Below are 16,063 nucleotides of genomic sequence, written 5' to 3' on the forward strand. Positions count from 1 at the left end.
GACGTTGTGCGCCTCTTTATCTGCGAAAAACCCTCCCAAGCCAGAGATATTGCTGCTGTACTGGGAGCAACAAAGCGAGGACAAGGTTTCTTATCTGCTCCCGGGATAACCATAACCTGGGCCCGAGGGCACCTTTTAGAAACCGCCTCACCAGAAGTCTATGGCACCCAGTTCGAGAAACCGTGGCGAATAGATGTGTTACCGGTTTTGCCTTCCGTATGGCAGATGGTTGTGAAGCCAGAATCGTCGGACCAGTTCACTGTCATCTCCCGATTGTTGAAGCAGGTTGATGAAGTCGTCATATCAACTGATGCTGATAGGGAAGGAGAAGTTATCGGATGGTCTCTGTTGGAATATTGCGGATGGAGAGGTCCCGTTTTTCGTTTGTGGCTGTCTGCATTGGATGAACCTAGCATTCGTGCTGCATTAGCTGCTATCAAACCGGGAAGAGAAACAAAACCGCTTTATTATGCTGGTCTGGGGCGTTCGCGAGCGGACTGGCTGATAGGGATGAATCTGACCCGGCTTTATACTGTAAAAGCGAGGGATAAGGGATATGACGGGCTTCTGTCTGTTGGGCGAGTGCAAACCCCTGTATTGGCGATGGTTGTTAATCGTGAGCGAGAAATAGCGGCGTTCGTCCCTAAGCCTTACTGGCAAGTATGGGTGGCGCTACAGTCTAATGGTGTCCGTTTCTCGGCGCAGTGGGTTCCTGCGAAAATGTATGTCGATGAAGAGAAGCGCTGTATTCATCAGGACATCGCTCAGCAAGTTGTACAGCTTTGTAAACAAACGGGCAAGGCAACGGTAATTGAGCAGGAAACAAAGCGAGAAAAAGAGGCCGCACCCTTGGCGTTCACCATGGGAGCGCTACAGCAGGCCTGCGGCAGACTTTGGGACATGAGTCCTCAGAAAGTGCTGGACATAGCACAGAGCCTGTATGAGACGCATAAAGCAACGTCTTACCCGCGAACCGATTGTGGTTTTCTTCCTGAGTCAATGCGTGAAGAAATTCCTGATGTCCTGAGCGCATTGGTGAAAATCGCCCCCTCACTACAGGCGTTGATTTCTCAGTTAGATACTCGTTTTGTTTCCCGCATATGGGATGACAAAAAAATAACTGCCCATCACGGTATCATTCCGACACGGCATGTTTGTGACATGTCGAAGATGAGCGATCAGGAAAAGCAGGTTTACGTGTTAATCAGACGACATTATCTCGCTCAGTTTTTTCCGCTGCATGAAGTCGATGCCACGCGACTTTCCCTGAATATCGGAGGCCAATTGTTTCAGACAACGGGGCGGGTCATTGTTGTTCCCGGGTGGAAACGTTTGTTTAATCAGGATGACGGTGAACATAAAGAGACGGCGGCAGATGAGAAAGAGCAATCTTTACCTATGCTCGTAAAGGGAGATAACTGTGCCGTGACTGGCGCTGAGGTAAAAGCCCTGAAAACAAAGCCTCCCCAGTATTTTACATTCCAATCATTGATTGCGGCCATGATGAACGCTGCGGCGTATGTGACCGATTTAACATTGAAAAAAGTGCTGAAAGAGAACGCCGGATTAGGCACGGAAGCGACGCGTGGCGGGATTGTCGAAACGTTATTGGCGCGTAATTTCATCATCATAAAAGGGCGCTACTTGCGTGCAACAGATATTGCGATGGATCTTATCGATGCTTTACCTCACGCATTGAAGGAACCTGGTATGACGGCGCTTTGGGAACAGGCGCTCGATGAGGTTGCTAAAGGGAGAATGACGCTGGATAACTTTATGTCCCGGCAGACTCAGTGGATTTGTCAGCTAGTTTCCCTGGGAACTCAACAAGATGTTGCCGTTCGCGTTCCTCCTACGCCGGCTTGCCCTCTTTGTGGCAGTAAGACGCGGTTACGAAAAGGGGGAAAAGGAGCGTTTTACGGTTGTGAAAAATATCCTGACTGTAAGGGGATGGTCAATATCCCTGGTCAGAGCAAGAATGCGGCATCTAAAACACGGAAGAAAAAGCAGAATTAACTGATTGCAGGCGGGGGGATGAGTTGTTATTGTGCATCCGGCTCTGAAGCCGCACCCCGTGACTGCGGTCTCTGTCAGCGTTTGCATAGCGTTGTCAGGGAACAGTCTGACTGACAGCTCCCTCACCTGAGAGCCGAGTCTGAAGGCACTAAAACTCCGTGAAACCAGTGTCGGGTCCTGAACATACCCCGGAGCTACTGTGAAAACAGATATACCGAAGATCGATGGTGCAGATCGTATGGCGGTGCCTTATGGCGCCGCTTTTTTTATTTTCATTCTTCGGTGATGAGTTTTTCCATTGCTGGAAGATTGACTTCTTTTTCACCAGGTTTAATGATTAACAGGCCAATCGTTGTCTCTGACAACTGCTAATGTTCCCGTGATTTGAGAGGAACGCCTTCGGGTAATCACATGCCAATGCCATCATTGACCTGAGAGATGGCGCTTTCGAGCGGTAAATCTGTTTAACCTTTGAAAACAGAGACCGAATACCGGTTAAGGCCCACTTCACTCATACAGCCAGTCAAAGGCTCAATTGTCTTTGACTCCCCAGCGGGAAACAGATTCCCGCCAGGGATGATTGTTTCTCCGCTACCTGTTTATTTTTTACTCCGGAGAAACATCATGACTGCAAATAAATCTACCCAGAATCAAGTTACTAACACTCAAAATGGCGAAAGCAATGAGTACTTCAATCTGAATCTTACTGGATTGGGGTATCTGAGCGACATTCGTCATGTTGTTGGGCCTAATGGTCCATTCATTAGTTGTGTCATCAATGCCTTAAGTGGTCAGAAAGACAATGTGAACTATGTTCGCTTTGACGTGACCCCAGCAGGTAAAGAGACCATCGCTTTGATTAAACGCTGCGAAAAGTCTGTTGATGAAGATAAGAAAGTGTTGATTAATTTCACATTGAGTAACTTGTCTCCCAGCATCTTTACGCTGAACTCTGGTGACCATGCCGGTGAACAACGTGTTAGCCTCAAAGCCCGTTTAATCAAGATCACCAGGATTAAAGTGGGTCAAGAAGAGGTCTACAAAGCGGAGAAGTCTGATTCATCTGACTCCATGCCGACTCAGAACAACCCTGCCGCTGCTAAAGCGTATGCGGAAAATTCATTCTGATAACAGGCACCTCTTAAACCCTCTGTTTACAGAGGGCTTCAACAGGAAGGAGAAAGATTATGGCTTCACGTGGAGTAAATAAAGTAACACTTATCGGTTTTTTGGGGCAGGATCCCGAAGTCCGTTATATGCCAAATGGTAACGCAGTGACTGGCATTACTATGGCAACGTCAGAAACCTGGCGCGATAAGCAAACTGGCGAAGAGAAAGAGCGCACTGAATGGCACCGAGTGGTGATATTCGGCAAGCTTGCAGAAATCGCTGGAGAGTATCTGCGTAAGGGTTCTCAGGTTTACATTGAAGGGCAACTTCAAACGCGTAAGTGGCAGGACAATGCAGGTGTAGATCGTTGGACGACTGAAATTGTAGTCAGCCAGCGTGGCACGATGCAAATGTTAGGATCTCGCCCGAACGACGGAAATAACAACCAAAGTGCTGCCAGCTCGTCATGGGGAAAACCTCAACAGCCAGTAGCACCGGCACAGAGCGGTACACCTCAGTCTCAAAGTCCAGCAGGCAATGAACCGCCGATGGACTTTGACGACGATATACCGTTCGCCTCGCTCGGATTAAACATTTCAAATCATGGGCTTTATGCCATTTCCTAAACATATGCGCCAGGATTTTTCTGGCGCTTTTCTTATACTATTTCAAATAGGGACACATAACGAAGCTATTTGATCAAATAATCTCACAGTTAACCAAGCACCCTGACTCCAGGTCATCCGTTATTCTGGCCGAAGCATTGGCTGCTGCATGCAGTGAGGGGTACGGGGTTTCATTGCTGTCAATCTCTGCCCGGTTAGACCAGGAAAATAAAAAACTGATAGCACGGCTCGCAAATGTGACAGCGGAACCTGACTATTCAAATGCGGCTCAAACTGCCGCTTTGCATTGGTTAAAGGAACAGCCGTATCTAGTCAAAGCGTGCAGCATGGTTTCCATACAGGGATAGCTGTGTTGGTATTGATACCTGCTGCATAGGTTTGACTGGCGCATTTTTATTCACCATAATCCAAGACAATGAAAGGGACATCTATGCCTGTAATACTGAGGTTTAGAGGTTTTACGTTTTTCTTCTACTCGAATGAAGGCAACCCTTTGGAGCCAGCACATATTCATGTGCGAAATTCAGAAGCGGAAGCCAAGTTTTGGTTAACACCGGAAGTCAGGCTTGCCCGGAATGATGGATTCAATGCCCGAGTATTGAAAGACTTATCGGAAGTCGTTGATGATAACAAAACGTCATTTCTGGAGGCCTGGAATGACTATTTCAGCTAAAAAAGTTCGTTTCGATGAATTCAACATGTGGGTAGAGTTGAGTGATGCTCGTACCCTTGGTGTTCCGTTAGCCTGGTTTCCCCGGTTGTTGCATGCAACGGATGCCGAACGGAATAACTACGAACTGAGTCCCCGTGGTATCCATTGGGATAACCTTGATGAAGATATTTCTGTTGAAGGCTTGTTGAATGGTCGTGGCGATGTTACTCATCGTCCCCATCATGCAGCCTAATATAGTCTTTATCCATTTCGGAAACACATGCGCCAGTCTTTGACTGGCGTTTTTTTCTCTGACAGACTAAGTAAAATACTTACTTTGTCTGTGATCCTTCGGGGGTAAAATGGCTATTCATACTCGGTACGATACTGATGTTGTCGCCTGGGCTCACGAGCAGGCTGCACTTTTACGCTCCGGTAAATTTTCAGAGATCGACTGCGAGAATATCGCAGAGGAGATTGCAGACGTGGGGAAGAGCGAACAAAGGGAGCTGGCAAGCCGCATGGCTGTCTTGATTGCTCACCTGCTGAAATGGAAATTTCAACCGGAACGCCGAGGCTCAAGTTGGGAAAAGACGATCAAAGCGCAGCGTAAAGATGTTGGGTACGCGTTGAAAGAGTCTCCCAGCCTGAAGACTAAGCTTAATGATCCAGAATGGTACGATGTTATCTGGTCAAAAGCAGTTGCTATCGCTGCGGATGAAACACAGCTTGAAAATCTACCGGATGAGCAAATTTGGTCGGTAGAAGAAGTGTTGTATTCCGAGTTCTGGCCAAATTAACCTGCCTCCTGTAGTAATGGGACTCTAACGCTGGCTTCGGTCAGCGTTTTTCTTTTCTGAGCACGTTTTTAGTTTAGCGTTGTTCAGTTTTTGCGTGTCGGCAGAATAACCACCTGATTGAGATTACTCTTAAACGGTGGAGACTGATGGCAAGACCAACCCGGCAACCTGAATATAAGCTGGCATGTCTGACAGTGGCATTACTGGCTGCGGGCTGCGTTAAACAGAACACGACGCCTTCTGATGTACTTCCCCGAGCTAATGTTTCGCCCAGGGTTAACGATATTTATCAAAATCGCTCACCTGAAGTGGTACGTTACGATCGCTATACTCTGGTCAGTACCCGCCCGGCGGATTCTCAACGCGACCCGCTCAATCAGATGATTGATATCTCGATGCCACAGCAACTGGTGCGTACTGTTGGGGATGGTTTTCGATATTTGTTGCTTGAGTCTGGGTATTCATTATGTCCCAGTACATCGATCATGTTCACCGAACTCTTAAGCCGGCCATTACCTGGTGTGCAACGTTCTATTGGTCCGGTGCGTCTTAGTGAGGCATTGCAAGTCGTAGCCGGACCTGCCTGGCGACTGCGCGTAGATGATGTTAATCGCGAGGTGTGTTTTATCCTTCGCGACGAATATCGCTCTTTCTCGCCAGTTATAGCATCGGTACCTCCGGTACAGCCTAAATCAGCGGAAGCAACGGCCGCTTCGATGCCTCAGTCTGGAAATCCGTTTACCGGCGGCTCGTCTTCAACTGCGTCAGGCGCGTTAAATCCGGACAGTCAGCCATTGCCGAGTCCGGTATTAACGACGCTCCCGACATCGCAAAATACCGGGAAGGGGAACACATCAATCCCTCCCGCGACAGCATCAGGTGCTGATGTTCCTGCGAATAAGCCGGTATCGGCAAAGCTCCCTCCGGCTACCGCCAATGTTGCCCCTGTGAACGGACAGCAGCATGCAAAGGTCAGGTCAGACTCTTCGTCTCTGGCCGCAAAACCCGTTACGACATCTTTACCCCCTGCGCCGGCCGCACAAACTGTGATGACACAAACGGCATCACCATCCGTGCCTGCATCATCTGCGCAAAACAGCGGAAAATCGCCATTTATTCCGGGAAAACCGATCAGTGTCCAGCCGCTGGGAACAACATGGCGCGCGGAAGTCGGGACTACGTTGCGTGAGTCATTGAATAAGTGGGCCAGCGATGCGCAATGCGTGAATGGTGGAAACTGGGTTGTGGTGTGGCCGGTCAGTCTGGATTACCGCATTGATGCGCCTCTTTCATTTCACGGCAACTTTGAATCCGCCGTTACTCAGGTATTCGATCTGTACCGTAATGCGGAGAAGCCTTTGTTTTCAGAAGCCAACCGGATTCAGTGTTTGATTTTTGTTAGCGACCGTCCGGGAGAACGTCGTTAATGGGATACGCGGCCATAGCTTTCGCGTTGGTGTCTTTCCTGATCGTCGGCAGCGTTGATCTGCGCCGTTCCGAAACACAGTCGGAAAGCATCACCACCAATTCGGCGTCATCAGTGGCCAATGACATGTTGCGCATCGCCTCTGCGATCAATGATTTTCGTTATGACCGTGTAGTGAATGATGGTGCGGTTGAGTTAACACAGTTGGCTCTGATACCGCTTCCTGACAGCCGGGTCAGTCATGTGGTTTCAGAAGGGCGGTTGTGGGTCTGGACGGCGGATTTTCCTGGTCTGGTCGCGGCGTTAACCCGTAGCTCTGTTGCCTCTGCTTTGATCTGCGTGGTCAGTCAAGGTCGCCTGAAGATGCTGGATGGTACTGACATGAATTTAATGCTCCCTGCCGGCGTGGCGGACGGGGATATTGTTTATCTTAACTGACAGGAGCGCAGATGCGGTATCCCGTTTATTTTGGCCTACGCCGGTTCGCGTTAGGCGCGATTGCGTTAGCGGTGATGCTATCGGGTTGCGCCCTGAATGAAATCGAGAAAATGGAAGACGAGGCCGGCGCGACAGGCCAGCAGGCTCGCCGTATCACCGAGTCGCAAACGTCCCGGACACAGACTTCCGTTACCTGGGTGGATAAGCCCTGGGTGAATTTGAGCCCGATTGCCGTGCCGCAGTCATCCTCGACAGAGAGTAAAAAACTGGTCTATTGCCCATTTCAGGTTAACGAACCCGACGGTTTATCTTTACTTGATCTGGGCCAGCGTCTTACCCGAGTGTGCGGTATTCGGGTGGTTATTACCCCTGATGCGGCGCAGGCACAATCCGTTGCATTGACCAGATCTGTGACGCAACAAATGACCGGGGCGCTGCCGGCGCCTGATGATAATGGGCGGGTATCTTTATCGCGGATCCCTGGAACCACTGCTGCATCCAATTCAGCATCGGTGCAACCGACTGTTATTCCGTCAGGTTTACGGTTGGGCTCTCTTAAGTGGGATGGTAACGGCGTTAGTGTCGCAGGCCTGCTGGATAATGTTGCGAGTCAGTTGGGATTATCATGGCGTGCGGATAATCCCAACCAGATTGTCTTTTATTATACCGAAACTCAAACCTATCAACTTGCCATCCTGAATACCAAGACTGAGAGTACGGCCAGTGTTATTTCGGGTTCTTCAACAAGCATGGGCGCTTCCGGAGGAAGCTCGGCGGCCAGTGCGGCATCCGGAGATGCCAGTTCGTCACAAAAAACGACAACGGATCTGAGCAGCGACCTGTACGAAGATATTCGGAAAACCGTGGAAACGATGTTAACACCCCAGCATGGCCGCTTCTGGCTGTCTGCCGCCAGTGGTTCGTTGACCGTAACGGATACGCCGGAAGTCCAGGCCCGTGTTGCTCGCTATGTCGATCATCAAAATGAGGTATTGAACAGACAGGTTCAGCTTAATGTTCAGTTGATCAGCGTAATACAGAGCAAAACAGATCAACTTGGGCTGGATTGGTCGCTCGTTTATAAGTCGCTGAACAACGTTGGCGCCACGATGACGGGGAGCTTCAGCGGTGCCGCAGATAACGCCATGAGCGGTGGCGTATCTATTCTGGAAAGCGCGACGGGAAATGCCGCTAAGTTTGCCGGATCCAGCGCGCTGATTAAAGCACTGAGCGAGCAAGGGAACGTCAAGGTCGACATGAGTCAGGCGGTACCCACGACAAATCTGTCGCCGGCGCCATTTCAATTATCGGATCAGACTGTTTATATCGCTCGCAGCAGTACAACATCCACGACAAACGCCGGTTCTACCAGCTCTCTTGAACCGGGCATGATCACGACAGGTTTAAACATCACCATGTTGCCTTTCATCAGGGAAAGCGGTGATGTGCAATTGCAGTTTTCCTTTAACCTGTCCGATCCGCCGACCATTCGTTCGTTTGTAACAGCAGACGGCAATTCACGTATGGACATGCCGTACACAAAAGTACGGTCGCTGACCCGCAAGGTAAATCTGCGGGCAGGGCAGTCTCTGGTATTGACGGGGTTCGAACAGGTTAATACCACAACCAGTAGATCCGGGACATTCACTCCTGACAACTTCGTGTTAGGCGGGGGACGCAGTGGAGATAACACCCGAACGTCTTTAGTCATCGTCATTACCCCGGTTGTGTTGAGGTAAGCCATGAGACCGTTAAAACGCAATACGAAAAAAATAGACCCCACATCATTGGTATTGCCGGTTGGCCGAAATGGATGGGTTGCCGGGTTGAAATGGGTCCCGGAAGCGGACGCCGGGACCAAATCCCGGTTTCGGTTCATCAAGGCTTATCCTGGTACGCATCGTGTTGCGTTAGGGAAAAAGGGAAAACGCAATATTGGCTATGGGTGCCCGGGGCGCTTGTATCAGCGCCGGACGCTCTATTCGCTGGCGGCAGCATTCCTTCTGCATGAGGGGGATAACAGTTACGGTATCTACCAGATTGATGATGCACGTTGGTTATTCCTGGCCACATTGAAGGGTCAGCCATCAGTAATGTCGGATGTTGTCGGTACCATGAATGATGTTCAGTCCGCGCTGACGCGTTTTCTGTCGTTTAACGATACACCGGCTGAAGGCTGGAAAGTCGCTGCGTCATCAGAGACGGCGACAAACTGGCAGATACTGACACAACGGCTGAACCGTCAACAACTCAGACAAGCCCGCCTGGTACGGCTGACATCGCCGTATAAATTTATTATTGCCGCATCACTGCTTGCCGGGGCGGTAGCCAGCGGTGGGTACTGGCAGCATCAAAAAGAACTGGCGACACAACAAGCGGCAGCGCTGGCAGCACTAAAAGCGGAACAGGTGAAAGCACGGCAGCAAGAGCAGGGACAAAGGCTACCTCATCCCTGGGCGAAAGCCTGGCCAACCTCGTATTTTCTCAGCAAATGTTATTTTACTCGCCAGCCGTTACCGGTTTCGGTTACCGGTTGGATCCTGAATGCCGGCGAGTGTGTGAGTGATGGTATGCGGTTACGTTATGACGCACGTCCGGGTAGCACTGCTGCTGACTTTGATCGGCGGGTACGCGAAATCTTTGGCCAGACTGCCTCGTTTAAATTTTTGGAAGGCGCTAAGTCAGGGGATGTTTTTATCCCGTTCATTATCGATAGTGACCCGATCCCATGGCGCGATGAGCCTGTCCCGATGGCCCGGGTTCAACTGATGCGCTTCGTCTCTCATTTCCAGCGCAGAAATATTGATGTCCCCCTCAGTGAAGTCGTTCCGCCAGCCCGTGCGCCGGGGGATTCTCCAGATGAGCCAGTACAGGACTGGCATGAATACACGTTCACTATTAATTCCCGTTTGGCGCCGGAATGGCTATTAACCGATTTTGACGAAACTGGCATTCGTCTTCACAGCATTGCTTTCACGTTGAGTGCCGAAGGGCAATTTGATTACAAAATTCAAGGGCATCTCTATGCGCAAAAATAATCACTGGGGCCTGCTAAGTATGCTGTTCATCTTCTCTGTCCAGGCTGAAGATGTCGACTCTAACGCTCAGGGGACACTGCCTGATACGCCGGTTACGGTTGGGCAGCTCGAAGCGGTGCAGGCACACAATATGCTGTTAGCGGCTCAGGTTGAAAGCGCTAAGCTGCAACGTATGTTGAAAGAGAGCCAGTTATTGCCCATCCAGCAACCTTCTGTCGCACCATCAGCATCAATGCCAATTTCTCTACCAGCGGGTACTACTTTGTCACAGTCAGGATCCGTTGCGACAACACAACCGTTATCGGGAACCGGAAAAGCGACCAGACCTGTGCTGTTGGGAACGTATGGCAACGGTAAGGCGATGTTTGCCCGGCTCCGACTGGGGAATGGCGGCACGATTGAAATCGCAAAGGGCGATCGCATTCCAGGTGCAGATGTGACGGTCAGCGCCATTTCAGATTCCGTCGTCAAGTTGAGCGATGGCACATCGTTATCGTTCTAAGGAGAGGTCATGTTTCAGCTTGATGAAAGTATTGCTGACTTTGTATTACTTGAAAATGCTGCCGGCGGCGCGGTAAACGTCGTTATTGATACCAACCGGCGTGCTGACCAGCGTGTCCAGTCCTGGGTAACTCAATTTATTCAGAACAATCCGCGGGCACAAACGGAGTTTGTTGCCTTGAGTGATTTACGTGAACGGCGTAGGAAAAACGCGGATGAAAGTAAAGGTATCTCCCTCGCCGATCTGAATAATGTGAGCGCCCGGCAAAAAGAGGTCTTAGAGTATTTCGAGCAGGGCAAAGCATTTCATGCATCCGATATTCATATGATTATCGATGCTGAGTTGTGCCGCATCCAGTTTCGCATCCATGGCGAACTGGAGACTGTTGACGAGGTTACCGGCAACGAGGGGACGGCTCAGGCATCTACCATCATTCTTTCAATGTGCGACGTAACAGAAACGCAGTTCTACCCTAATCGCAAACAAGATGGCCGGGTCAAGGCCGAGTTCCTGAGAAGAGTGGGTCTGTTCGGCGCACGCTACAGTCATACACCAACCGCATCGGGGCTTTATGTTGTCATGCGCATTATCCCCGATGACGGCGATAACGTGCCGTCGCTGGATCAATTGGGATTACTGCCCCAGCAGCAACAACTGTCACAGCAGATGTTACGGACACCGGAAGGTATCGTTTTGTTAACCGGCCCTACGGGGTCGGGGAAAAGTACGACGCTACGCTCGTTTAGTGCGATGTATCTCGAACGGACGCGGGGAAGAAAACGGCTGTTAACCATTGAAGACCCGCCAGAGGGGCGTATCGCCGGTGCGATTCAGACGCCGATTATTGCAGATAAAAGTAATGCGGATGCAGTACAGCAAGCCTGGGACAACGCGAGCTCATCTGCGTTGCGACTGGATCCAGATGCGATTTTGATGGGGGAAATCCGTGATGATGTTTCTTTGAAGGCTGCCTTATATGCCTCAGAAACCGGACATCTGGTACTGAGTACGTTGCATGCCAATAGCGCTGTAGGCTCTCTACGCCGCATGGGATTGATGGGGATATCAGAGGAAATGATTGCTGATCCTCAATTGCTCATCGGTTTGATCAGTCAGCGTTTGGTGCAGGTTCTATGCCCCCATTGCCGGGTTCCCTGGGAAAAGAAAGTACCTTTGTTATCTCCTGAACAACGAGAACGTCTTGAACGCTATTGCAACGTTGAAAACGTTTGTCAGGTTGAAAATCTCTATTTTCGTCATGAAGAAGGGTGTTCGCACTGCCAGAAAAAGTTGAACGATCGCATTGTCAGTGGTGGTGTCGTCGGTCGCAGTGTGGTTGCTGAAGTGATGCGCCCGGATGCTCAGTTTATGTCGTTGTACCTGAGCAAAGGACAATTGGCTGCTCGTCAATACTGGATTGATAGCCTGGGGGGGATCACCCGCCGCACTCATCTCTTACACAAACTCAATACAGGCCAGGTCGATGCACTGGATGCCGATCTGGTGTGCCCGCTGGATGAAGACCAGATGTTGCGGCTGGACAGGGAGTCTACTCATGCGTGAGATGTCCGCCTTTGAGCGTATTCGCTATGAGATCACACGTCACACGTTTAGCGGCGCCTATCGCGCCAGGTTCTATTCTGTTTTGCGCTTCTTACTGGAGAACAATAGCCCTCTGCTGGCTGCGATGCAGGAAATTGAGGATGTGCATACTAATTTTGGCGAACACTGGCATCCCTATGCTGAATTGACCGCCGATTGTATCGACGCGCTGAGCGACAACAGCGAGGGACATTCGCTGGAAGATGTGTTGGCTAAGTGGGGGCCGGCCGAAGAGGCCGCACTGGTGAGTGCGGGCATGGCCAGCGGCTCGATACCCGATGTATTAGGGCAGGTTGGAGTGTTGATTGAGGCCCGCCGCGCAATCTTTTTGATGGTGTTACAGATGCTGATCTATCCCCTGTTACTGGTTCTGATGGTCGGGGGCATGTTCGGCGTCGTGACGTACGGGCTCAAGCCAACACTTGAGCAGATGTCTGATCCTGCTACCTGGTATGGCGCGCTCGGTTTGTTGGCGATCATGTCTGATGTCATTGAAAACGCGGGTATTGCCATAGCCGTTGTATGTGGCGGATTGGCCTGTCTGGTTTTCTGGTCACAGCCTCGCTGGACGGGGCGGTTACGTCTCTGGGCTGATCACCTGATGCCCTGGTCAATTTACAAAGAACTGCAAGGCGCTGTGTTTCTGATGAATATCGCCTCATTACTGGAGGCCAACGTAAAAACGCTTGATGCACTGAATCAGTTAAGGCGCTTCGCAGCGCCCTGGTTATGTGAACGGCTTGATGCCGCGATAGACAACCTGGAGGGGGGGGAACAGCTGGGAAAGGCATTGCGTAACAGCGGCTATCAGTTTCCCAGTAAGGAAGGCGTCAATTATCTCTACTTACTTACCAGCCGTGACGGCTCAGCCGAGATGATTCGCCGTTACAGCGAAGAGTTTCTGAAAACCAGTCTGATGCGTATCCGTTTTCGTATCGTTCGCATGCGCCTCTATTCGTTTCTACTGATTATCGGTTTTTTCATTCTTGTTCTGATGACGATTTTCCAGGTTCAGGACATGAGCAATTTCATTGGGCAATAAGAGTATTTATTAAGGAAGGGAAAAGACTATGTCTGATATTACGTATGAACGCGCTTCTAAGCGAGTGAGGCCGCATCGTGGTTGGGCCATTATGGAGAATGCCGCGGTAGCTTTGGCCGTTATTGGCGTCATCGTGGTCATTCTGGGTAGCATCTATATGCTGTGGGCGCGTAAGAATGTGGCTTCTGAAGTGACTAGCTATCAGAATTTGATCACCAGTGCGCAAGGTTTGCTGAAAGGTTCCGGAGGGTACAATTTCAGTAGCGGAACAAAGATGACAGGCTCTCTGATTCAGGTCGGTGGCGCAAAAGGCGTAACCATACAAGGGACGGCAAGTTCGGGAACCGCAACACTCTGGAATACCTGGGGAGGACAGATCATCCTAACACCTGTTGCGGCCAATGGGTTTAATAATGGATTCACGCTTACGTCAGAGAAAATTCCTCAGGATGCTTGTATTACGATTGCGACGCGCATGAGTGCTGGCGGTGTGGTATCTGGCATCACTATCAACAGCAGTTCCCATGCTGACGGTCAGGTATCACTCGAAACAGCAGGTACGGAGTGTCTGGCCGACAGTGGTCGAACCGGGCAAAACAAGCTGACTTTTACTGTTAATGGTTAAGCATTGTGAACAGCGGTGTCTTGCTCATTATTCTGATGCTGCTGTTGCTTCCCGGAGCGGCATCAGCTTTTTGCTTTGATGCAGCTGGCGCCAAATATCGTATCGATTCGTTGCTGGTAAAAGCAATTGCGATCGGAGAAAGCTCTTTGAACCCTGATGCTGTGAATATCAATCTTGATAAAAAAACAAGGCGTGAAGTGAGCCGGGATTATGGTTTGATGCAAGTGAATTCAACCCATATTCCGAAGTTGGTTGCGACTTCCGTTATCCGCGACAAACGTGAGTTGCTGACTAAACCATGCCTTAACGTGCAGATCGGCACTTGGATCCTCGCTAAACATTTTCAGGTATGTGGTATCAGTTGGAACTGCCTGGGGTCGTATAACGCAGGTTTCCGGAAGGATAGGCATGAGACGCGTGAGTCGTATGCGAACCGCATTTATGCAATTTATAAGCGGTTGTTAAAGCAAGAGCGGGGGATTGTGCTGCCATGATATTCCAGTTTAATGCACTCGCGCCGTGGTCACTGGTCTTTCTTCTTGGGTTAATGGTTGTTTTCAGCCAGCTCGCACGTCAGCCACACCAGTTTCTGATTGAATATGGTGTCTCTTATTTATGGGATGAACGCTCAGCTCGTCTGTTTGTGTGGTTCTATGCGCTGGCCGGCACGCTCATTGTTATTGCGCCGGCACCGCTTTTTGATCGAATCAGCATAATTCTTTTCCTGGGCTTTATGTTGCAACTCAGCATCATTGATGCAATAGCAGGTTGGTTGCCCATTGAGTACACAGGCTCTGGGACGGCGGCGGGCCTGTTGGCCATGTTGGGGCATGGTGACCTACTAAGAATTTTTGGGGCGATGGCAGGGATTGGTTTTTTTTTCGCTGTCGTCCGGTTTTATTTCAATGCAAGGGCAGAACGTGAGGTGCTAGGACTTGGTGATGTCTGGTTGTCGGTGGCCATTACAGCGTGGTGTGGATGGTCCGGTACTTTGCAGGCGCTGGTTCTCGGTGTGACGGGGTTTGTGGTTTGGCATGCCAGCTCTCGATGCCAACGAAAAGAAGGGCCATTAGGACCCTGGTTGTGTGCCGGCGCGATGCTGGCATCAATTAACCGTGTATTCAATCCTGTCGTAGTGTGGTGAAAGATGAAAATAATGAAACGACTGATGCCGCACCGCGGCTGGGCCCTGATGGAAATGGGCGTAGCGTTGCTGATTTTGATGAGCGCGGCGATATGGGGAACCTCGCTTTATCAGAATTATACCCAGGAATTGCAGTATCAGGTCATGGCTCAGCAGGGTACACGCTTCAAGGTAGCGTTGAAAGGGTATATTGGCCGTTACTACGATACGTTACTTGGCCAGGCGGGAACGAATACGCCGGTTATTGTTACTGCGACGATGCTGAAGAACACGGGATTTCTGTCGTCAGGGTTCAGTGAAACAAATTCATCAGGTCAGCGCTGGCAGGGCGCCATTGTCAAAAACGCACAGAATACGTCTCTGCTTCAGGCATTAACCTATACCCAATCAGGCGCTTCATTGCCATTTAAGGCGCTTCGTTTTATCTCAATGAATATGAATGGCGGCGGTTATGTTTGGGAGACTGGCAAAGTCACCGGCGCGATGGGGGCATGGACTGAACCGTTAACGACATTTGGTGTGACAACGACACAGGGACAAATTGCGGCCATACTGACAACGGATGAATTGAATGATGCCAAAGAAGAGAGCGATCGTCTTTATCGTTTTGCGGTTACAGGGAAGCCGGATTTAAATCGTATGCATACCGCGATTGACATGGGCGGGAATAATATTAATAACGCCGACCAGATAAATGCTGAAAATGATATTACGACGGATAATGGCTGGTTGGTCACCAAAAATAATAAAGGTTGGATAAATGAAACCCACGGCGGTGGGTTTTATATGGACGACAATGATTGGGTTAAAGCAATCGACGATAAGGGTGTTAAAGCTGGGAAGTTGTCAGCGACTGGTCGACTCTCTACCGGGGAATATTTAGAGCTACAAAAAGTCGAAATTGCCGGCACGACTTGTCTGACAGATGGGACCGTAAGCCGTGATGCTTCTGGCTCCATACTTTCCTGCCAATCCGGTGTGTGGAAATCAACCTCTCCAGTCCTGCCAGGCACTATTATGATGTGGGGCGCGCTGGTGCCTC

General features: G+C 50.2%; 17 protein-coding genes. All 17 read left to right on the top strand.

Annotation, left to right across the window (positions count from 1 at the left end):
• The first annotated feature begins 6 nt into the window (after window positions 1-6).
• Window positions 7-2,016, top strand: a complete 2,010-nt coding sequence (locus NC856_RS16580; protein ID WP_264091558.1) for a DNA topoisomerase III — start codon at window positions 7-9, stop codon at window positions 2,014-2,016.
• 624 nt (window positions 2,017-2,640) lie between these two features.
• The gene (locus tag NC856_RS16585; protein WP_264091559.1) at window positions 2,641-3,144 is read left to right on the top strand and encodes an STY4534 family ICE replication protein; all 504 of its coding nucleotides are present in this window, start codon (window positions 2,641-2,643) and stop codon (window positions 3,142-3,144) included.
• A 59-nt stretch (window positions 3,145-3,203) separates the two neighbouring features.
• Window positions 3,204-3,752 (top strand): single-stranded DNA-binding protein, encoded by a 549-nt coding sequence (locus tag NC856_RS16590; protein ID WP_264091560.1) that lies wholly within the window; start codon window positions 3,204-3,206, stop codon window positions 3,750-3,752.
• A gap of 430 nt (window positions 3,753-4,182) precedes the next feature.
• The gene (locus NC856_RS16595; RefSeq protein WP_264091561.1) at window positions 4,183-4,425 is read left to right on the top strand and encodes a DUF4160 domain-containing protein; all 243 of its coding nucleotides are present in this window, start codon (window positions 4,183-4,185) and stop codon (window positions 4,423-4,425) included.
• Window positions 4,409-4,657, top strand: a complete 249-nt coding sequence (locus tag NC856_RS16600) for a DUF2442 domain-containing protein (RefSeq protein ID WP_264091562.1) — start codon at window positions 4,409-4,411, stop codon at window positions 4,655-4,657. Before NC856_RS16595 ends, NC856_RS16600 begins: the two co-directional genes overlap by 17 nt.
• Before the next feature lie 109 nt (window positions 4,658-4,766).
• Window positions 4,767-5,204: a DUF29 domain-containing protein gene (locus tag NC856_RS16605; RefSeq protein ID WP_264091563.1), complete on the top strand. Its 438-nt coding sequence runs from the start codon at window positions 4,767-4,769 to the stop codon at window positions 5,202-5,204.
• Between the two features lie 146 nt (window positions 5,205-5,350).
• Window positions 5,351-6,631, top strand: coding sequence for a PFGI-1 class ICE element type IV pilus protein PilL2 (gene pilL2, locus NC856_RS16610; RefSeq protein WP_264091564.1), 1,281 nt, complete (start codon window positions 5,351-5,353; stop codon window positions 6,629-6,631).
• The gene (pilM, locus tag NC856_RS16615) at window positions 6,631-7,068 is read left to right on the top strand and encodes a type IV pilus biogenesis protein PilM (RefSeq protein ID WP_264091565.1); all 438 of its coding nucleotides are present in this window, start codon (window positions 6,631-6,633) and stop codon (window positions 7,066-7,068) included. The genes pilL2 and pilM overlap by 1 nt, the downstream gene beginning before the upstream one ends.
• 11 nt (window positions 7,069-7,079) lie before the next feature.
• The gene (gene pilN, locus NC856_RS16620; RefSeq protein ID WP_264091566.1) at window positions 7,080-8,807 is read left to right on the top strand and encodes a PilN family type IVB pilus formation outer membrane protein; all 1,728 of its coding nucleotides are present in this window, start codon (window positions 7,080-7,082) and stop codon (window positions 8,805-8,807) included.
• A gap of 3 nt (window positions 8,808-8,810) precedes the next feature.
• The gene (pilO2, locus tag NC856_RS16625; RefSeq protein WP_264091568.1) at window positions 8,811-10,106 is read left to right on the top strand and encodes a type 4b pilus protein PilO2; all 1,296 of its coding nucleotides are present in this window, start codon (window positions 8,811-8,813) and stop codon (window positions 10,104-10,106) included.
• Window positions 10,093-10,608, top strand: coding sequence for a type IV pilus biogenesis protein PilP (gene pilP / locus NC856_RS16630; protein WP_264091569.1), 516 nt, complete (start codon window positions 10,093-10,095; stop codon window positions 10,606-10,608). The genes pilO2 and pilP overlap by 14 nt, the downstream gene beginning before the upstream one ends.
• Before the next feature lie 9 nt (window positions 10,609-10,617).
• Window positions 10,618-12,171, top strand: a complete 1,554-nt coding sequence (locus NC856_RS16635; protein WP_264091570.1) for a GspE/PulE family protein — start codon at window positions 10,618-10,620, stop codon at window positions 12,169-12,171.
• A complete protein-coding gene (locus NC856_RS16640) occupies window positions 12,164-13,252 on the top strand; it encodes a type II secretion system F family protein (protein ID WP_264091571.1) in 1,089 nt (362 codons plus the stop codon). The genes NC856_RS16635 and NC856_RS16640 overlap by 8 nt, the downstream gene beginning before the upstream one ends.
• A 28-nt stretch (window positions 13,253-13,280) precedes the next feature.
• Entirely contained in the window at window positions 13,281-13,877 is a 597-nt protein-coding gene (locus tag NC856_RS16645; protein WP_264091572.1) for a type 4 pilus major pilin, read from the top strand.
• 35 nt (window positions 13,878-13,912) lie between these two features.
• Window positions 13,913-14,371, top strand: coding sequence for a lytic transglycosylase domain-containing protein (locus NC856_RS16650; protein WP_264091577.1), 459 nt, complete (start codon window positions 13,913-13,915; stop codon window positions 14,369-14,371).
• Window positions 14,368-15,021, top strand: a complete 654-nt coding sequence (locus tag NC856_RS16655) for a prepilin peptidase (RefSeq protein WP_264091573.1) — start codon at window positions 14,368-14,370, stop codon at window positions 15,019-15,021. Before NC856_RS16650 ends, NC856_RS16655 begins: the two co-directional genes overlap by 4 nt.
• Window positions 15,022-15,075: 54 nt before the next feature.
• On the top strand, window positions 15,076-16,063 hold a 988-nt coding region (gene pilV, locus NC856_RS16660; RefSeq protein WP_264091574.1), incomplete at its 3' end, for a shufflon system plasmid conjugative transfer pilus tip adhesin PilV.

Origin of the sequence: Brenneria izbisi (assembly GCF_025840185.1) — a bacterium.
Lineage (GTDB): Bacteria > Pseudomonadota > Gammaproteobacteria > Enterobacterales > Enterobacteriaceae > Brenneria > Brenneria izbisi.